The sequence below is a fragment of the Kitasatospora sp. NPDC088264 genome (assembly GCF_040685715.1).
Lineage (GTDB): Bacteria > Actinomycetota > Actinomycetes > Streptomycetales > Streptomycetaceae > Kitasatospora.
Genome location: NZ_JBFBIR010000014.1, coordinates 52260 through 69248, shown reverse-complemented (window position 1 = coordinate 69248; position 16989 = coordinate 52260). Strand labels below are relative to the sequence as shown.

The following is a 16989-nucleotide window of genomic DNA, read 5'->3' as shown; positions in this document are numbered from 1 at the left end:
ATGCTGGTCAAGATCTGCGGAGCCGCCTCGGCCGAGGACGTGGCATCGCTCGACAGCGCCGGAGCCGACTTCGTCGGCCTGTGGCACGGCGTCCCAGGCGGCCGTGCCGACCTGACGCTCAGTCAACTCGCCTCCCTCGCCGACGCCGTACACCGAACGGCGCGCATGCATCCGGTCCTCGTGACCTTCCTCAACGACGCCGAGACGCTGCGCGCGGCGACGGCCGCGGCCCGGGTCCGGTGGGTCCAACTGCACGGCTACCAGCCGCCGGGCCTGGTCCGCGCCCTGAAGGGCACCACGGACCTCACCGTGGTCAAGGTGCTGCACCTCGGCACGGACACCCGCGCGGAGCGGTCCCTGATCGCGGCGTACGAGCGGGCCGGAACGGACCTCTTCCTGCTGGACGCGGTCGCCGGAGACGGCCGGATCGGCAGCACCGGGCAACCGGCGGACTGCGGGGCCGTCATCGAGATCGCGGACCGCCTCTCGCGGCCCTTCCTGCTGGCCGGCGGCATCTCGGCCGACAACCGGGAGGACTACCGGGCGGTGCTGGACCACCCCCTGTTCCTGGGCATCGACGTGGACACGGCGGCCAGGGACGGCGACGGACGACTGAGCGCCGACCGGGTCACGGCCGTACGGCGCGGCTGGCGTGATCCGAAAGCGAGGGCCTAGATGACGGCCGCGTTCATCGAGGCGCTGCTGGACGCCCGCCGACCGGTGATCATGGAGCTCAAACGGCAGGACGCCGCCGGGCACGACCTGTTCGGTGACAGGTCGGCCGCCCGGCTGGTCGCCGACTACCAGGACGTCGGCGCACCCTGCCTGTCCGTGGTGACCGGCCAGTGGTTCGGCGGCACCCCGGACCTGCTGCACGAGGTCGTGGCGGCGACGGACCTGCCCGTGCTGCAGAAGGACTTCATCACCCGCCGGAGCCAACTGCACCAGGCCCGCGAGAGCGGCGCGTCCGCGGTCCTGCTCACCGCCGCGCTGCTGCCGCGCACCACCCTGGGCCATCTGGTCGAGCTCGGCCTGAGCCTGGGCCTGACGCCGTTCGTCGAGGTCACCACCGAGGAGGAGATCAGCCGCGTGCCGCGCGCCGAGGAGTGCGTGGTCGCGGTGAACAACAAGGACATCGCCACCCGCGAACGCGGCGCGGGCGACCTCGGGCGAAGCTCGTCGCTCCTGCCCGCGGTACTGGGCAGCGGCACCCGGTGCCCGGTGAGTGCCGGGGCCATCCGCTGCCCCGATGACGCCGCCCGCCTGCTCGGTGAAGGCTTCGCCGGTGTACTCATCGGAACGGGCCTCCTGCGCGCCGCCAGCCTTCCGCAATGGCTGGACGGCCTCGACACCCACCTCGACTCCCGTCTTGGCACCCACCTCGGCTCCCGTCTTGGCACCCGTCTCGACACCGGCCGTGAACCGGCTCCACCCGTCCGCCGCCCGGCGGACCCCCCGACCACCGACATCTGGAGGTAACGGCATGACCAGCGAAGCATCCGAGCAGTGGAAGGTCGTCGTCAACGACGAGGAGCAGTACTCGATCTGGTCCGCCGACCGCGAGTCGCCGGCGGGCTGGCGCGAGGTCGGCGTCCGGGGCGCGAGGGACGAATGCCTCGCGCACATCGAACACGTGTGGACCGACATGCGCCCCCGCAGCCTGCGCCTGCGGTCCGTCCCGGAGGGCGGTGCGCAGTGAACCGGACGCTCGCACCGCACGGCGCACGCCCGGTGGCCGAGCCCCTGCTCTCCACCACCCTGAACCTCCCGGGGTGCCAGGCCCGGGGCTGGGTCGTCGTCGACTCCATGGTCGACGGCCTGGCCCTGGGCGGCACCAGGATGACCCGGACGGTGACCGAACAGGAGCTGACCGGGCTCGCCAGGGCGATGACCCACAAGCTGGCACTGGTCGGCCTGCCCATCGGTGGCGCCAAGGCCGGCATCGCACCCGATCCGGGCGCCACCGTCGAACGGCGGGCGGTGATGCGGGGGTTCGGCCGCGCCGCGGCCCCGCTGCTGCACGGCGGGGTGTACCTGGGGTGCGACCAGGGCACCACCTACGCCGACCGGCAGGTCGCCTTCGAGGCCGCCGGGTACGACGTCACCCGCCGCCCCGGCACCACCCGTCTCACCGTCGACTGGGCCGAACTGTGGGACCACATGGCCGACATCACCGGGTTCGGCGTGGCCGTCGCGGTGCTCGGGGCCCTACGGGCCTCCGGTGCGCGGACCCCGCAGCGCATCGCGATCCAGGGCTTCGGCACCGTCGGGCGCGCGGTGGCCGGCCACCTGGCCGCCCACGGCCACTCGGTGGTGGCCGTGGCCGACGTCCGGGGCACCATCGAGGACCAGCGCGGACTGCCCGTCGCCGAACTCGCCGCGCTCACCAGCAGCGACGGCACGATCGACCGGAGCCGCCTGCCCGCCCGGGTCACCGTCCACGGGCCCGGCCAGGCGTGGCTGCACGTCGACGCCGACGTGCTGGTGCTGGCGGCATCCGCCTCCGCGGTCGACGAGGAGGCGGTGCCGGCGGTCCGGGCCGGCCTGGTGGTCGAGGGCGGAAACCTGAGCTGCACCCCGCCCGCCCGCCGGTTGCTGCGCGAGGCCGGCCACACCGTCCTGCCGGACGTGGTCGTCAACGTCGGCGGAGCGGCGGCAACCGGGTGCGTGCTCGCCGGGCTGGCCCCGTCCGACCTGCCGCTCCCGCAGCTGTCCGAGTGGCTGCGCGAATGGGTCTCCAGCAGGATCGCCAGGAACTGCGAGCTGGTGCAGGAGCTGAGCGCCTCGGGCAGCGCCGATCCGGTCGCGCAGCTCCTCGGTTCGCGCGGAGCCCCGGCCGGCGCCTCCGAACCGGAGGTGCCGGCCGAGCGGTGACCCGGCGGGAGGTGTCGGCCGAACGGTGACCGGCGGGAGGACGCGCCCTCGCGGCCTCACTCGAACGTGGCTTCACTCGAAGCGAACCGCCCCCTTCGTGGTTGCTAGCCTCCCGGGATGACCGCGACATTCGACGCAGCCGTCCGCGCCCGGCTGCGGGCACCCAACATCTGGTACGTCGGCACCGTGTTCGCCGACGGAGCACCGCAGGTCAGCCCGATGTGGGTGGATCTGGAGGGCGAGGGGGAGCTGACGTTCAACACCTCGGTGGGGCGGGTGAAGGAGGAGAACCTCCGTCGCGACCCGCGCGTCTACCTCTCGCACGCGGACGCCACCGACCCCTTCGACCGCGTGCAGATCAGTGGCGTGGTGGCCCGCTTCATCGAGGGCGAGGAGGCGCGTGACCGGATGGACCGGCTGGCCCGCAAGTACCTGGGCGTCGAACGCTTCGAGTGGACCATGCCGGGTGAGCAGCGGGTCGCGGTGATCGTGCGCCCGCTCAAGGTGCGGCACATCGTCGGGGTGGAGCGCTTCCGTCCCGGCGGGCCCGTCCCTGCCCCTGAGTAGCACTCCTGCCGGGCGTCGTCATCGAGACCCGGCGACGGGTCGCCGTTCCGGAGGCCGGTGCGGAGGCCAGTGCGGAGGCCAGTGCAGCGACTCGTCAGCGACCGGAGCGACCGAAGCGACTCAAGGTCGGCGGTCAGTGCGCGCATGCGCGACCGGCCGCGCGTGAACCCGGCTCCCCTCATCAGGCCCCTCGGGATCGATCATCTAGGCTGGCGCGGTGACTGATGAGCAGGAGCGGGTGCAGCCGTCGGGAGTGTGGGCCACGGCGGTGGGGGTGGCCAGGGTGCGGGCGCTGGAGACCGAGCGGGTGGACGCGTTGTTCCGCGACCCACTGGCACAGGCCTTCGCCACCGCCGGCGGCCTGTGGCCCTCCTCGCCGCCACCCGCTGACGAGGCCGCGCGCCGCCGCCGACTGGCCGTGTCGTTCTCCATCGTCATCAGGACGAAGTTCCTCGACGACCTGTTGCGGCAGGCCTCCGCGTCCGGGGTCCGGCAGGTCGTGCTGCTCGGCGCCGGCATGGACAGCCGCGCCTTCCGGATGGACTGGCCCGAGGGCACCCGGCTGTTCGAGGTCGACACCTCCGCGCCACTGGACTTCAAGGCCTCGGTGCTGCGCCAGGAGCGGGCCGTCGCACGCTGCGAGCGGATCACCGTCGCGGCGGATCTGCGGGAGGACTGGCCGGCCGCGCTGGCCGCCGCAGGGCACGACCCGGCCGCGGCGACCGTGTGGATCGCCGAAGGACTGCTGATCTATCTGCCCGAGGACGCGGTGGAGCTGCTGCTGGCCCGGATCAGCGCGCAGTCGGCGGCAGGCAGTCGGATGGGGCTGACGTTGGGCTCGCGCGGCGTGATCGAGCGCTTCGGCGCGGACGCTGTGCCCGGCTCGGCGGCGTCCATGTGGGTCTCGGAGATGCCCGACGACCCGGTGCGCTGGCTGGCCGGGCACGGCTGGGAGGCCGACAGCCACACTCTGCGCGAGCGCGCCGCCGCCTACGGCCGCCCGGTCAGCACCCCGGCGCAGCGCGAGGAGCAGCCCGGCGGACTGGTCTCGGCGGTCCGCCGGTAGGGCGCCTCCCGGTTCCCCGGTTCTCCGGTTCTGCGGTTCTGCGGTTCCCCGGATCATCGGTTCCAGGGGAGCCTGATCCGCCCAGCAGCCGCCCGGACGCTGCCACTTCACGTGAACGAGTCCAGGCCGCCGGCGGGGACGTCCCGCTGGAGGTCGCGGATGTGCGGGACCGTGGCCGCCACGTCCAGCGCGTTCCGGCAAAGGGTTCGTCAACGGTCATTCCCGAACTCCCGGATCCCGCAGGTGGCATGCCCACCGGGTCCGGCCGGACCGGCATTCGCCGTGGTCGGGAGGTGGAGGGGAGTTGGCGAAATCGTGTCCATGACCGGTCCGGCCCCGTTGACCGCCGGTACGGCCGGGCGGTTGGCTCGGCCCGAGCCGGCCGGCGGGGGCGGGAGGCGGTACGGCCCGAGGCAAGGGGAGGACGGTTCAGGTGGAACGGACGAACGCGAGGACCCGCGGCCGGTGGGCGGTACGGGCCGGCAGCGTGCTGGCAGCCGCACTCCTGGCCGCCACCACGGCCCAGGTCCAGGCCCAGGCCCAGGCCGCGCCGCTCCCGGAGGGCACCGTCACGGTGAACGTCGCCCCCGACGGCACCCCGGCCGACGACTGGTCGGAGCCGCTCGGCCTGAGCGCCGACGGCCGCTACGCCCTCTTCACCTCGCTGGCCGCCAACCTGGTGCCCGGCGACACCAACCGCCTGTACGACGTGTTCGTCCGCGACCTGTGGACCGGGCACACCGAGCGGGTGAGCGTGGCCGACGACGGCGGCCAGCTCGACGGCTCCACCAACCAGGCGGCGATCAGCGCCGACGGCCGGTACGTGGCCTTCAGCACGAACGCCGCCGACGTCGTCCCGGGGCAGCACGGCGGCGGCCGGTTCGACGTCTACGTCCGCGACCGCTGGACCGGCCGCACCGAACCGCTCACCGCGGGCACCGGCGCCGGCAACTCGCTCGACCCGGCGATCAGCGCCGACGGCCGGTACGTCGCGTACACCTCGGACCGCTCCGACCTCGCCCCCGGCACCCAGCCCGGCACCCAGCCCGGCGTCCAGAACATCCACCTGACGGACCGTCGGACCGGCACCACCCGCCTGGTCAGCACCGGCCGCGACGGCGCCGCCGCCGACGGCGGCTCGGTCGAGCCCTCACTCAGCGCCGACGGCCAGACCGTCGCCTTCCGCTCCAAGGCGACCAACCTGCTGCCGACCGCGCCCACGACGGCCACAACGGCCACGGCCACGGCCGCCACCAAGCCCCCGCCCGCACGGCAGCTCTTCCCCCTCTACACCTACGACGCGCGCACCGGCCGGATCCAGGGCGCCAGCATCGACGCCGCCGGCACCCTGCGCGACGCCGCCAAGGCCGGACGCCTCAGCCCCGACGGCCGCTACGCCCTCTTCCGCGTCTTCGAGCGCGAGCAGGACGTCGTCCAAGTCCGCCTCTACGCCCGCGACCTGCGCACGGGCACGGTGACCACGGTCTCCGCCGTCGACTCCCAGCCCGCCGTCATGACCGCCGACGACCGCTGGGTCTACTTCGCCTCCGACTCCGCCGCCCTCGTCCCCGGCGACACCAACGGCGTCGCGGACGTCTTCCGCCGCGACCTGTGGACCGGCCGGACCGAACGCGTCAGCACGGCGGCCGACGGCAGCCAGCGCCCCGGCGCCTCCACCGCCCCCAGCGTGGACGCCCTCGGCACGACGGTCCTGTTCAGCACCCTGAACGGAACCGGCGCGGAGCTCCTGGCCCGCCGCCTGCCGCCACTCTGACTCCGGTCGAACTCCCCTCTCCGGCACTCCCGATGACGGCGACGGTGCAACGCGCCGGAGAGGGTCCAATTCGGTTGAGCGGCCGACACGGCCCTGATAACAATGTGACATGATACAAGGACTCAAGATCGCCCTCCGCGCACGCCACGAGAGCGACGTAGCCGTTCTGCAGACCGAACTGTACGACGACGTCGCCGTCCGATCCCGGGCCGACTCCCGCCCCTGGCGGCCCATCTCGCCGGGCGCGGCAGAGTCCCCCTACGCGCTGACCCCGCCCTCGGAGGAAGCGGCCTGCTTCTCCGTACTGGAGCTGGCCTCGGGGGAGTTGGCCGGGGAGGCCGTGCTCTGGGGCATCGACACCCACAACCGCACCGCCCACCTCGGGATCGCCCTGCGCCCTGGCCTGCGCGGCCGGGGCCTGGGCACGGATGTGGTCAGGGTGCTCTGCCAGTACGGCTTCGCGGTACGCGGCTTGCACCGGCTGCAACTGGAGACCCTCGCCGACAACGCCCCGATGATCGCGGCCGCCCGCAGGGCCGGCTTCACCCTGGAGGGAACGCTCCGCCGCTCCGCCTGGGTGTGCGGCGAGTTCGCGGACGAGGCCGTCCTCGGGCTCCTCGCCGAAGAGTGGAGGCCGTGACCATGCCTACCAACACGGAGATCATCGGCCTGGCCCTGGACCGGATCACGGCCGGGTACGTCTTCCCCCAGCGAGTCGTGGGTGTCGTGCCGGACCTCGCCACCACCTCGGGGCAGGCGCTTGCGGCGGCGCACAAGGACGCACTGCACCGCGCGGCATAGCCGCCTCAGCGCCTTCGGTGATGCCCGGAGCCTTGCAGGGACCGGGACGTCGGGGCCGCTTGCGGGGTGGCCGATCCGGTCGGCGACGGGTGGGGCGCCGTCGGCCGGGGCGAGGCTCCGGGTGACGACGTTGACGTCGACCGCGGTGATGATCACACGGAACGGGATGCCGCCGCCGTCGCTGATCAGGTGGTCCTTGTGGATCCGACGTTCGTCATCCTGAAGGCCGCGAAAGGGTGAACTGCTCCATCTCGGTCCCGTAGTAGCGGTCAGTCAGTCCGCGCCCGGCCATCCCCAACCGGCGGCAGACCGCCATCGAAGGATCGTTGCCCGGCCGAACGACCGCGTGGACCTCCGCCAGCCCGCTCGCGAACCCGGCCGCCACCAGAGCCCGGGCCGCCTCAGTGGCGAAACCGCTCCCCCAGCTGTCGGGATGGAAGTGCCACCCCACCTCCACCGCGCCGTCCCCGTCCGGAATCGGCGCCAGCAGCACCGTGCCTACCAGCACTGCCGTGTCCCGCCGCTCCACGGCCCAGCACCCGAACGGCGGGTTCACCGACCGTTCCCGGAAGCGCCCGATCAGCGCCTCCGCGGCCCCCTCGTCCGCCAGCACCTTCGGCTCCGCGCCCAGCCACCGGGCGACCTCCCAGCGGGAGTAGATGTCCAGCGCACGGTCGCGGTCGGCGGGCCGCCACTGGCGCAGGGTCAGGCGTTCGGTCTCGTACACGGGATCTCCAGGGTGAGGGTGGGCATGCCTGCGGGCGATCCTCCTCCTCGTGGACCACAGCAGCCACGGGATTTCCGTCGCGTGGGGTGCCGACCCCCTTGCTCGGCGAACGTCACCGCCACCCGCCATCGACGACGCCGTCACCACCGGCTCCAGCAGCTCCTGGTGAGCCCGGGTCCGTTTCACAGGGGCCTTGCCAGACACTACGGTCACCGTACTATGGTGGGGAACGTGAAGAACAAACGCTCCATGCAGGAGCCGACCTTCCTGCTCCTCACCGCGCTGGCCGACCGGCCCCGGCACGGCTACGCGCTCGGCGACGAGGTCGCCGCGATCTCCGAAGGCCGGGTACGGCTCGGCGCCGGCAGCCTGTACGGCACCCTCGACCGACTCCTGGCCGAGGGGCTGATCCGCGTCGAGCGCGAGGAGACGGTGGACGGGCGCCCCCGGCGCGTGTTCGCCCTCACCCCGGACGGTGAACAGTCGCTCAGGAACGAGGCCGAACGCCTCCGCTCCGCACTGCGCGAGGCCGACCGGCGCCTGACGCAGACCTGGACCCGTCCCGCAGGAGGCACGGCATGACCTCGAAGCACCCCTTGAACACGCGCCTGCTGCAACGGGCCCTCCGGCTGTACCCGGCTTCCTACGGCGCCGGTGCACTCGCGGAGGTCGCCGACCTCGCCCAGCACCGGATCGCCCGCTCCGGCTCCGCGGCGGGGCTGCGCGAGGTGGCCGACGTCGCCGGGCACGGGGCCCGGCTCCGGCTGGGGATGGTCTCCCACCGGCCGCCGGGCCGGGCGTTCGCCATCGCGGCGCCGCTCGCCGCGATACTGGCCGGAACGTACGCGGCGACCTACCTGTGGCGGAACCTGCGGCTCGCCATCAGCCCCGAGTCCCCCGGCTTCCCCGCCGGAGTCCCGGTGGGAGGCGCGCTCCTGGCGGCGATGTCGCTGCTCGTCCCCGCTGTGCTGACGGCCTGCGCGGTCGTGGCCGGCCGCTGGTCGGCCGCACGGGCCCTGGCCCTGGTGTCGCTGGTACTGGCGCCGCTGTTCTACGCCATGTGCCGCTTCGGGCTGCTCGACCTCGACTTCCGCACCGCGGCCGAACTCGGCCTCGGCCCCCGGGGGTTCGGGCTGATCGTGCTCAACACCCTCGTCCTGCTGGTCGCCCCGCCGGACCGGACCCGCAGGACCGGTGCCGGGCTCTGGCTGGTCGCCGCCACGGTCACGGCCCTGGGCATCGGCGCCACGATCACCGGCGAATCCGCCGAGCGGATCCTCACCTCCGGCTTCGGCACCTGGGCCCCGCTCGCCACCGGTGCCGCCCTGGCCTTCACCGCCCGGACGGCCGGGAACGCGGCCCTGGCCGCGACCGTCCTGGCGGCGCCGCCCGTACTCACCCCCGTACTCCTCGGCGGCCACGCGTCGGTCGCGGCGATGCTGCCTCAGCTCCTCATCCCGTCCGCCTTCGGCTACCTGACGGCCCGAAGCGCGATCCTCCTCATCGACCGTCTCCCCCGACGGGGCCGTGTCTCCCGCCCCTGACCGGCTCCGCGCCAGGACGCCCTGGCCCTCTCCCCCGGTGAGTCCGGCCGGCCGGAGCTCGGCGAAGGCCGACGCGCCGAGGTGCTGCAACAAGGTCGGTAGGTCCGGACATCGGTCTGTCGGAACAGCCGTTGTGCTCACGGCTTCGACAGCACCGATGTCGAGGCGCCCTTGCTGGAACTGACGGCCTACCGAGAAACCACCACCCGACTCCATCCGCGACCGGGGCGACCGGACGTGGCGGCGAGTTCCGTGGGCGGTCCGCTGCGTGACCGACCACCGGCACCACCCGGGTCGAACCGAGTGTCGCCCGCATGCTCAGTTCCTCGACGCTGGTCACCGCGCACCTCCGACCACGACGGGCACGAGGCGGCGATGTCACCTCACGTGCTTCCGCGTCCACCGATTCGTCGAGCTGGCCTGACCGGTCGTTGGCGCGGAGAGGGTCTGCGAGGTACGGCTCGGCGGGTCGGATGGACACGGTCGCGGCAACCGGGCCCGGCCGGGTGTCAGGGGTGGTAGTCGGTGAGGGTGTGGGTGGGGATCCAGCCCTGGGCGCGGGCGCGGGTGAGGTCGAGGACGACGCTGCGGGTGAGGAGGTCGACGGTGTAGGGGGTGAGTCCGGGGATGCGGGTGGTGCGGGCGGCGAGGCGAGCGAGGGGTGCGGGGAGGTGGGCGATGCGGGCGGGGACGCGGTGGGCGGTGAGGACGTGGCGCAGGGCGTCGTCGCGGCGGTAGGGGGTGGCGTCGGCGATGTTGTAGGCGCCGGGCGGCCAGGGCGGGGTGCCGGTGAGGCCGAGGGCGGACAGGCAGGCGTCGGTGAGGTTGGCGACGGCGGTGAGGCTGAGCGGGATGTCGCGGCCGGGCAGCGGGAGCAGGCCGTGCCGGGCGCGGGCGAGCAGTTGGGGGACGAGGTGGGGGTCGCCGGGGCCGTAGACGGCGCGGGGGCGCAGGACGACGGCGCCGGCCGCGAGGGCGAGGCGTTCGGCGGCGGCCTTGGTGCGGCCGTAGGCGTTGAGGTGGCCGGCGGCGGTGGGGTGGTCCTCGGTGACGGCGGGGGCGGCGGTGGCGGCGGGGGCGGTGCGGGCGGTGGTGCGCGGGTCGTAGACGCTGGCGCTGCTCACGTGGACGAGGGGGCGGCCGGCGGCCGCGCGCAGGACGCGTTCGGTGCCGGTGACGTTGACGGCGTGCTGGTGGGCTTCGGCGGGATCGCCCGGGGGCAGGTCGGCGACGGCGGCGGCGCAGTGGACGACGAGGTCGGCGCCGGTGAAGTCGGGCTCGCCCTCGTCTGCGTCCCAGGGGCGGTGGCGGCCGACCGGGCCGGGGCGGCGGCCGTGGCAGGAGACTTCGAGGCCCAGGGCGGCGGCGGTGCGGGCGAGGTGGGCGCCGCAGAAGCCGGTGGCGCCGGTGATGGCGAGGTGCATCAGGATCTTCCCCGTCGGACGGTGAGTTCGGCGTAGCCGGGCAGGGCGCTGCGGCGGTCGACCCGGGCGCGGGTGACGACCGGGTGGTGGGGGGCGAGCGCCAGGAGGAGGTCGGCGAGCAGGGCGCGGGCCAGTCCGGCTCCGGGGCAGGCGTGCGGGCCGGCGCCGAAGACGGCCTGGGTGGCGGCGGGATCGTCGGCCGGGCCGCGGCGGTGGGCCCGGGCGGCGTGCCGGGCGACCAGGACCAGTCGGTCGCCGGCCCGTACGGGGTGCCCGGCGAGGGTGGTGTCGGCGGCGGCGACCCGGGGCAGCAGCGGGGACGGGGCGGTCAGGCGCAGGAGTTCGGCGGCGAGGCGGGGTGCGGTCGTCTCGCTCACGGTCGGCCAGAGCCCGGCGTCGGCGCACCAGGCGACGGCCCGGGGCAGTGCGGCGACGGTGGTGTTCACGGCGGCGACGGCCACCATGGCGTCACGCGCGTCGGGCGCGTCGGGCAGCAGGGCGGCGAGCCGGGCCGCGGCGGCGACCGCGTCCGGGCTGCGGCGGCGGGGGCCGGGGAGGTGGTCGCGGGCGGCGTGGGCGGCGGCGTCGGCCGCGGCGTGGGCGAGGCGGTGCGGGCAGGACTGCGCGCCAGTCAGGGCGGCGGCCGTGACACCGGCCAACTCGCGCGCCAGTGAGACGATTTCGAGCTCGCCGGCGGCAAGGTCCGGGATCCGCGTCGCGAGCACGGCCTGCCAGTGCGGGCGGATCCGTTGCTGTGCGGCGGTGTCGAGGCCGCCGGCCAGGGCGCGGCGGGCGCTTCGGTGTTCGGCGCCGTCCTGGTCGAACAGCAGTCCGCCGACGGTGAGTTCGGCCGCTGCGCCGCCGGTGGTGCCGGGTGCGGTGCGGTCCAGCGGGACCCGGGTGAGCGCTTCGCGGTAGGCCTCGGTGCCGTGCACCAGCACGGTGCGGCCGAGCCGGACCACCGGGCGGCGGCGGGTGGCGGCGAGCAGGGCGAAGAGCAGGGGGTGGCTGCGCAGGTAGACGCGGCGGTCCCGGCGGCGGGCCCGGCGGGCGGCGGCGGGTGGGGGCGGCGGCGGGGGCACCGATGCGGGCGTCGGTGCGGGCACGGGGTCGGTCACCGGTCCAGCTCCCGTGCGCAGTGCGCGGCGGCCGCCGCCCGGTCGGGCTTGCGGGAGCGGCCCGCGAGCGGGACCTCGCCGAACAGGACGGCGTCCGGCCGGGCCGCTGCCATCCGGTCGAGCGGTCGGCGCAGGGCCTCGCGCAGGCGCCGCGGGTCGGTGCCCGGCGCCGGCTGGACGAGGGCGACCAGCCGCTCGTCGCCGTCCCCGGCCGGAACGCCGACCAGGACGGCGAGTTCGACGCCCGGCAGGTGCAGCGCCGGTTCGTACAGGCCGGGGTAGATGTTCTCGGCGCGGCGCAGCACCATGTCCTTGAGGCGGCCGGCGAGGACGATCCGTCCGTCGGGGGTGAGCGCGGCGCGGTCGCCGGTGCGCACCCAGGGGTCGGGGTCCTCGCCGAGGTAGCGGTGGCGGGCGCCCGGGCCGGTGAGCAGCAGTTCACCGCCGGTGGCGATCCGGGCGCGGACGCCGGGCAGGGGGGCTCCGACCAGGTCGCCGTCCCCGTCGTGGGCGCTCTTGTCCGCCTCCTCGACGGCGGCGGCCGGGAACAGTTCGGTGAGCGCGTAGACGCTCCAGGCCTGGTGGGCGCCGGACTGCTTGACCCGGCGCAACAGGGCGGCGTCGGCCGGGGCGGAGCCCGTCCAGACCCGGCCGGTGAAGCGGGCCCCGGCGGCGAGGGCGGCGCGCAGTTGCGGTGGGGTGAGGTAGGTGTGGGCGGGGTCGAGGCGGGCGAGTTGGCGGCCGAGCGCGGCGGGGCGGCGGGCGGGCAGCACGACGGCGGCGCCCGCGGCGAGGGCCGGGACGAGGACGAAGAACGTCCCGCCGAGGACGACCGTCCCGGGGCGCGGGTCGACCAGGTCGGCGACGGTGCGCAGCCCGGCGGCCAGCCCGTCCCTGGTGTGGACGACGGCGCGCGGGCGCGCGGTGGTGCCGGAGGTGAAGACGATCACCGCGTCCGTTTCCGGGCCTCCGTCAGGTCGGGCGGGCGGGGTCGCGCCGGCAGGGCGCAGGTGCGGCGCGCAACCGGGCAGGCGGCGGCCCAGGGTGGCGACCGGCCCGAGTGCGGTGAGACGGGGCAGGGCGAGGTCGGCGCGGCGGGCGAGCGGCCCGGCCCAGCCGGCCACGGCCTGGGCGGCGGCGTCGGCGAGGACGAGATCGGGGCGGGCCAGGGTGAGCCGGGCGGCGAGCACGTCGGGCCCGGCGGTCGGGTCGAGGACGGCGATGCGCAGGCCCAGCCGGTGCGCGGCGAGCATGACGGCCAGTGCGCGCGGCCCGGGCCGGACGGCGACGCCGACGGTGTCGCCGGGGCCGAGGCCGTGGGCGTGCAGCGCGGCGGCGTAGCCGTCGGCCAGGTCGGCGAGTTCGCCGCGGCGAATCACCGGGCGGACGGTGCCCAGGCGGGTGTGGCGCAGGACGGCGGGCCGGTCGGGGTGGTCGGTGCGCAGGGCGTGGGTGAGCCGGTCGAGCATGGCGGGGTCCTTCGGCGGGCTGCGGAGTGGCGGGCTGCGGGCTGCGGGCTGCGGCTGCGGAGCGGGTCCGGTCGGGAAAGGGCCGGTGAGGAGCGAGGCGCGCGGGCTGTCAGCGCACGTCGACGGCGCGCGGCCCCGCGCCGCGCTCCAGGTACCAGCGCGCGGTGCCCACCACGCCGTACGCGCGGATGCGCCGGGTGGAGTTCTGCACCACCATGTCGCGGCGGCGCACCACCGCCGTGGTGTGCCGGCGGACCCTGTTGAGGAACGCCCGGTCGGTGGGTGAGGGCCGCCGGGGCATGCCGCCGACGGCGAGGTAGAGCTCGGCGGTGATCGCCATGTTGTTGCCCGCGTGCATCCGGTACGGGGTCAGGTAGCCGTGTCGGCGGCGGTGCGCGGGCCGGATCCGGCCGAAGAAGGCGCCGAGCGCGACCAGTGCCAGGAACACCGCGCGCCCGGCCGGGCCGTGCTCGTCGTGGCGGGCGGCGACCCGGCCGCAGACCAGCCCGCCGGAGGCGACCAACCCTGCGCGGGCCGCGGCCGTCCAGCCCGGTTCGGGCAGGCAGTCGGCGTCGGTGCGGGCGAGCAGGGTGGCGCCGTGGGCGATGGCGTACCGGAAGGCGGTGTCCACCGCGGAACCGACGCCCTTCTCCCGCTCGACCACCACCTCGACCGGGAACGGCGCGTGGGCGGCGAAGGCCCGCACCAGGGCGACGGTGCCGTCGGTGGAGCCGTTGTCGGCGACGAGCAGGGTGAAGTTACGGTCGCGCTGGCCGGTGAGGGCGCGCAGCACGCCCTCGATCCGGGCCTCCTCCTGGTAGGCGGGGACCACCACCCACAGGTCGGTCCTCACGAAGCCTCCCAGACCATGGTCATGAGGCTGACGCCACCGCCGAGACCGATCAGCAGCACCTTCTCGCCAGGCGCCAACATGCCGCGTATTCGGTCGAGTTGCACGCCCAGCGTGGCACTGGCCACGTTGCCGAGTTCCGGCACGGTCAGGACCAGCTTCCCGGCCGGCACCCCGGTCAGCTCGACGAAGCGTTCCAGGTAGGGGATCGTCACCTGGTGCACCAGCACCCGGGCGTAGTCGTCCCAACCGAGGCCGGTGCGGGCGGCGAGCCGGGCCAGGGCCGCGGGACCGATCTCCTCGAAGATGCCGCGCAGTTCCTTGCCGCCGCCCCGGAAGTAGCTGTACTCGTCGCCGCGCGGGTGGCGGGAGCCGCCGCCGGGGATGCCGCCGGCCGGCCAGTGCTCGGAGGCCGTCTCCGTCCCGACGTCGAGGATGCCGCCCCGCTCCACGGCCTCGACGACGACGGCCGCCCCGGCGTCGCCGAAGGTGTAGCCGGCGAAGCCGTCCCGGAACTCCGCCGGGGAGGACGGCGTGCGGAGCATGGCCCGGCTGGGTGTCTCGCCGGTGACGACCAGGGCACGCCGGGCCCGGCCGGCCAGGATCATCGCGCGGGCCAGGTCGATTCCGTTGAGGAAGCTGTTGCAGGCGTTGCTGACGTCCAACGCGTGTGCACGGGTGCCGAGTTCGGCCTGCACGATGTGGGCGGTGGCGGGCTCGCACACGTCCCGGGTGGCGGAGGCGAACAGCAGCAGGTCCACGTCCTGCGGACGCAGTGCACGGGCGGCGAGGGCGCGTCGGGCGGCGCCGACCGCCAGGGTGGAGGCGTACTCGCCGTCGGCGGCGAAGTGCCGGGTGCGGATGCCGGTCGCCTTCTCGAACATCCGCTCCGGCAGGGCGAGTCGGCCGCCGGCGGTGACCTCGTCCTGGAGCTGCTGGGAGGTGAGCCGGCGGGCCGGCAGGTGGGAGCCGACGGCGGTGATGCCGATCCTCGGTGTTGCTGCTGTGTGCATGCCCCCATGCTCCGGCGGCACGACCGGGCCGACCTGAGTACGGGTACTCAGGCCGGCCCGCCGGGCTACCCGATCACGTCTGCGCAGATGGACGGTGGACGGTTGCCGGGACTCCGGCGCGTGCAGCACCCGTGGTGCCGTCACCGGTCCGGGTGGCTACTCGCCGCAGCGGCCGACCAACTTCGCGTTACAGCCCCGCCGAGACCCCGAGCCCTGTCATGATCGGCATGTTGCGTCTCGTAGATCCTCGATCCTCGGAAAACAGGAGTGGCTGTGGCAGAGCGGCAGAACGGCACGGTGAAGTGGTTCAACGACGAGAAGGGCTACGGCTTCATCACCCCGGAGTCCGGAGCGGACCTGTTCGTTCACTTCCGGGCGATCCAGGGAAGCGGCTTCAAGTCCCTGGTTGAGGGCCAGAAGGTGACCTTCGTGGCGGTCCAGGGCCAGAAGGGGCTCCAGGCCGACGAGGTCCAGGTGGTGGGGTAGTAGCAGTTCCTCCCCTTCCTCCCCCGGGCCCCGGTCCGAACGGGAGATGCGGGAGATGCGGGAGATCACGCCCTGGGCGGCCTCCGTTCGATCGGGGCCGCCCAAGCCGTTCTGAACGGCTGGCCGGCTCGCCGGGCGGTCAGCCGCCCGACGTCTCGACGGTCCTCAGCCGCGCCGGGTGCCGGCCGGCCGGTTGCGGTGGCGGCCGACGGTGCCGACGCGTTTGAGGGTCCGGACGATCGGGGCGGTCTCGACCGTGTCGATGCCCGGGAGGGCGCCGAGACGGTCGGTCAGGTAGTCGTACAGGTACTCGTCGTCGGGGCAGAGGACGGCGGCGAGGAGGTTGGTCCGCCCCGTGGTGGCGGCGGCGTAGGCGACTTCGGGGTGTTCCGCCAGGGCTGCGCCGACGGCGGCGAGGTGCGAGGGCCGCACCGACATCCAGATGGCGGTGGTGGTCGGGCTGCCCAGTAGCCGCTCGTCGACGTCCACGACGAAGAAGAGCGCTCCGGCCGCGCGCAGGTGGGCGATCCGGCGGCGCACCGTCGACTCGTGGCAGCGGGCCTCGGCGGCCAGCGCCGCGTACGTCGTACGGCCGTCGCGGGCCAGCGCGGCGAGCAGCGTGTGGTCGAGGTCGTTGAGCTCGGTGAGCCCGGTGGGCTCCAGCGACGGCGCCCAGGACGGCGACGACGGCCGGGCGTCGGAAGGCGGGAGCCTCGGGGGTGGGAAGGCAGGCGGCGGGAACGCGGGGGCGAGCGCGTCCCGCTGGTCCTGGTCCAGCGCGCAGGTCAGGGCGCCCCAGGTGGTCGGGCCGCCCTTGAACAGCCGCAGCACGCGCTGCGCGGTGATCGAGGTGACCCCCGGGAGCCGGTCGAGCAGTTGCACCGGCGCGTCCTGGGCGCGGTCGCGGTGCGCCACGAGATGGCAGATGATCTCGGTGGCGCCGGAGGCGAGCTGGACCCACCGCGTGTCCTCCCGCGCGGCCAGGGCCCGGGCCAGGCCGAGCGACGCGCCGGGGGCGGACTGCAGTCGCAGCGCCCACACGGTCTGCCCGACGGGCCGGGGGTTGAGCCGGCCGATGACGCGCAGCCCGGCGCTCTCGCGCAGCGCGGCGTAGCGGCGGGCGACGACCTGCTCGGAGACGCCCAGCACCGAGGCGATCCGGCACAGGGGGGCGCGCCCGTCGATCTGCAGGGCGTGGATCAGCCGGAGATTGAGGGATTCCACGGATCCAGACCCTACCCGGGGCGGTATCCGGCACCTACGTCCGGACTCGTTG

General features: G+C 74.8%; 20 protein-coding genes and 1 pseudogene. 14 read left to right on the top strand and 7 right to left on the bottom strand.

Features of this window, described 5'->3' with window-relative positions:
- The 10 genes from AB0O82_RS14165 (at position 1) to AB0O82_RS14120 (ending at position 7322) form a co-directional block, all read left to right on the top strand.
- Positions 1 to 675: an N-(5'-phosphoribosyl)anthranilate isomerase gene (locus tag AB0O82_RS14165; protein WP_363583401.1), complete on the top strand. Its 675-nt coding sequence runs from the start codon at positions 1 to 3 to the stop codon at positions 673 to 675.
- Positions 676 to 1479, top strand: a complete 804-nt coding sequence (locus tag AB0O82_RS14160) for an indole-3-glycerol-phosphate synthase (RefSeq protein ID WP_363583399.1) — start codon at positions 676 to 678, stop codon at positions 1477 to 1479.
- 4 nt (positions 1480 to 1483) lie between these two features.
- The gene (locus AB0O82_RS14155) at positions 1484 to 1699 is read left to right on the top strand and encodes an MbtH family NRPS accessory protein (RefSeq protein WP_363583397.1); all 216 of its coding nucleotides are present in this window, start codon (positions 1484 to 1486) and stop codon (positions 1697 to 1699) included.
- Positions 1700 to 1731: 32 nt separating this feature from the next.
- On the top strand, positions 1732 to 2874 hold the full coding sequence (locus tag AB0O82_RS14150) for a Glu/Leu/Phe/Val dehydrogenase dimerization domain-containing protein (RefSeq protein ID WP_363583395.1): 1143 nt from the start codon (positions 1732 to 1734) through the stop codon (positions 2872 to 2874).
- A 117-nt stretch (positions 2875 to 2991) separates the two neighbouring features.
- A complete protein-coding gene (locus tag AB0O82_RS14145) occupies positions 2992 to 3441 on the top strand; it encodes a TIGR03618 family F420-dependent PPOX class oxidoreductase (RefSeq protein ID WP_363583393.1) in 450 nt (149 codons plus the stop codon).
- A 217-nt stretch (positions 3442 to 3658) separates the two neighbouring features.
- Positions 3659 to 4507: an SAM-dependent methyltransferase gene (locus AB0O82_RS14140; protein ID WP_363583391.1), complete on the top strand. Its 849-nt coding sequence runs from the start codon at positions 3659 to 3661 to the stop codon at positions 4505 to 4507.
- 433 nt (positions 4508 to 4940) lie between these two features.
- Positions 4941 to 6281, top strand: coding sequence for a hypothetical protein (locus AB0O82_RS14135; RefSeq protein WP_363583389.1), 1341 nt, complete (start codon positions 4941 to 4943; stop codon positions 6279 to 6281).
- A 109-nt stretch (positions 6282 to 6390) separates the two neighbouring features.
- On the top strand, positions 6391 to 6921 hold the full coding sequence (locus AB0O82_RS14130; protein ID WP_363583387.1) for a GNAT family protein: 531 nt from the start codon (positions 6391 to 6393) through the stop codon (positions 6919 to 6921).
- 2 nt (positions 6922 to 6923) lie between these two features.
- On the top strand, positions 6924 to 7082 hold the full coding sequence (locus tag AB0O82_RS14125; RefSeq protein ID WP_363583385.1) for a hypothetical protein: 159 nt from the start codon (positions 6924 to 6926) through the stop codon (positions 7080 to 7082).
- 66 nt (positions 7083 to 7148) lie between these two features.
- Positions 7149 to 7322, top strand: coding sequence for a hypothetical protein (locus tag AB0O82_RS14120; RefSeq protein ID WP_363583383.1), 174 nt, complete (start codon positions 7149 to 7151; stop codon positions 7320 to 7322).
- Here the strand turns inward: AB0O82_RS14120 and AB0O82_RS14115 are convergent.
- Positions 7297 to 7809 carry a GNAT family N-acetyltransferase gene (locus tag AB0O82_RS14115; protein WP_363583381.1) on the bottom strand — a complete coding sequence of 171 codons (513 nt, stop codon included), beginning with the start codon at positions 7807 to 7809 and terminating at the stop codon, positions 7297 to 7299. The genes AB0O82_RS14120 and AB0O82_RS14115 overlap by 26 nt on opposite strands.
- A 249-nt stretch (positions 7810 to 8058) precedes the next feature.
- Here AB0O82_RS14115 and AB0O82_RS14110 point away from each other — a divergent pair, with 249 nt between their 5' ends.
- The 3 genes and pseudogenes from AB0O82_RS14110 to AB0O82_RS14100 form a co-directional block, all read left to right on the top strand.
- Positions 8059 to 8391 (top strand): PadR family transcriptional regulator, encoded by a 333-nt coding sequence (locus AB0O82_RS14110; RefSeq protein WP_079136622.1) that lies wholly within the window; start codon positions 8059 to 8061, stop codon positions 8389 to 8391.
- The gene (locus AB0O82_RS14105; protein ID WP_363583379.1) at positions 8388 to 9353 is read left to right on the top strand and encodes a hypothetical protein; all 966 of its coding nucleotides are present in this window, start codon (positions 8388 to 8390) and stop codon (positions 9351 to 9353) included. Before AB0O82_RS14110 ends, AB0O82_RS14105 begins: the two co-directional genes overlap by 4 nt.
- Positions 9354 to 9524: 171 nt before the next feature.
- Positions 9525 to 9620: pseudogene (locus tag AB0O82_RS14100) on the top strand (DUF1963 domain-containing protein); the annotation flags it as partial.
- 242 nt (positions 9621 to 9862) lie between these two features.
- On the opposite strand, the gene AB0O82_RS14095 reads toward AB0O82_RS14100, so the two are convergent.
- The 5 genes from AB0O82_RS14095 to AB0O82_RS14075 form a co-directional block, all read right to left on the bottom strand.
- Positions 9863 to 10777: an NAD(P)-dependent oxidoreductase gene (locus tag AB0O82_RS14095; protein ID WP_363583378.1), complete on the bottom strand. Its 915-nt coding sequence runs from the start codon at positions 10775 to 10777 to the stop codon at positions 9863 to 9865.
- Complete coding sequence (locus AB0O82_RS14090) at positions 10777 to 11895, bottom strand: cytochrome P450 (protein WP_363583377.1); 1119 nt, start codon at positions 11893 to 11895, stop codon at positions 10777 to 10779. The genes AB0O82_RS14095 and AB0O82_RS14090 overlap by 1 nt, the downstream gene beginning before the upstream one ends.
- Positions 11892 to 13364, bottom strand: a complete 1473-nt coding sequence (locus AB0O82_RS14085; RefSeq protein WP_363583375.1) for a class I adenylate-forming enzyme family protein — start codon at positions 13362 to 13364, stop codon at positions 11892 to 11894. The genes AB0O82_RS14090 and AB0O82_RS14085 overlap by 4 nt, the downstream gene beginning before the upstream one ends.
- 109 nt (positions 13365 to 13473) lie before the next feature.
- A complete protein-coding gene (locus AB0O82_RS14080; RefSeq protein WP_363583373.1) occupies positions 13474 to 14217 on the bottom strand; it encodes a glycosyltransferase in 744 nt (247 codons plus the stop codon).
- Positions 14214 to 15227, bottom strand: a complete 1014-nt coding sequence (locus AB0O82_RS14075) for a 3-oxoacyl-[acyl-carrier-protein] synthase III C-terminal domain-containing protein (RefSeq protein WP_363583371.1) — start codon at positions 15225 to 15227, stop codon at positions 14214 to 14216. Before AB0O82_RS14075 ends, AB0O82_RS14080 begins: the two co-directional genes overlap by 4 nt.
- A gap of 273 nt (positions 15228 to 15500) precedes the next feature.
- Between AB0O82_RS14075 and AB0O82_RS14070 the strand changes: the two genes are divergently transcribed.
- The gene (locus tag AB0O82_RS14070; protein WP_363583369.1) at positions 15501 to 15713 is read left to right on the top strand and encodes a cold-shock protein; all 213 of its coding nucleotides are present in this window, start codon (positions 15501 to 15503) and stop codon (positions 15711 to 15713) included.
- A 165-nt stretch (positions 15714 to 15878) separates the two neighbouring features.
- Here the strand turns inward: AB0O82_RS14070 and AB0O82_RS14065 are convergent, their stop codons facing one another.
- Positions 15879 to 16937, bottom strand: coding sequence for an Lrp/AsnC family transcriptional regulator (locus AB0O82_RS14065; RefSeq protein ID WP_363583367.1), 1059 nt, complete (start codon positions 16935 to 16937; stop codon positions 15879 to 15881).
- Positions 16938 to 16989: the final 52 nt, after the last annotated feature.

What these genes read in the sequence shown, in the direction of transcription:
- AB0O82_RS14165 (WP_363583401.1), top strand. Translation starts at nt 1, where the DNA reads ATGCTGGTCAAGATCTGCGGAGCCGCCTCGGCCGAGGACGTGGCATCG.
- AB0O82_RS14160 (WP_363583399.1), top strand. Translation starts at nt 676, where the DNA reads ATGACGGCCGCGTTCATCGAGGCGCTGCTGGACGCCCGCCGACCGGTG.
- AB0O82_RS14155 (WP_363583397.1), top strand. Translation starts at nt 1,484, where the DNA reads ATGACCAGCGAAGCATCCGAGCAGTGGAAGGTCGTCGTCAACGACGAG.
- AB0O82_RS14145 (WP_363583393.1), top strand. Translation starts at nt 2,992, where the DNA reads ATGACCGCGACATTCGACGCAGCCGTCCGCGCCCGGCTGCGGGCACCC.
- AB0O82_RS14130 (WP_363583387.1), top strand. Translation starts at nt 6,391, where the DNA reads ATGATACAAGGACTCAAGATCGCCCTCCGCGCACGCCACGAGAGCGAC.
- AB0O82_RS14125 (WP_363583385.1), top strand. Translation starts at nt 6,924, where the DNA reads ATGCCTACCAACACGGAGATCATCGGCCTGGCCCTGGACCGGATCACG.
- AB0O82_RS14110 (WP_079136622.1), top strand. Translation starts at nt 8,059, where the DNA reads ATGCAGGAGCCGACCTTCCTGCTCCTCACCGCGCTGGCCGACCGGCCC.
- AB0O82_RS14105 (WP_363583379.1), top strand. Translation starts at nt 8,388, where the DNA reads ATGACCTCGAAGCACCCCTTGAACACGCGCCTGCTGCAACGGGCCCTC.
- AB0O82_RS14095 (WP_363583378.1), bottom strand. Translation starts at nt 10,777, where the DNA reads ATGCACCTCGCCATCACCGGCGCCACCGGCTTCTGCGGCGCCCACCTC.
- AB0O82_RS14085 (WP_363583375.1), bottom strand. Translation starts at nt 13,364, where the DNA reads ATGCTCGACCGGCTCACCCACGCCCTGCGCACCGACCACCCCGACCGG.
- AB0O82_RS14075 (WP_363583371.1), bottom strand. Translation starts at nt 15,227, where the DNA reads ATGCACACAGCAGCAACACCGAGGATCGGCATCACCGCCGTCGGCTCC.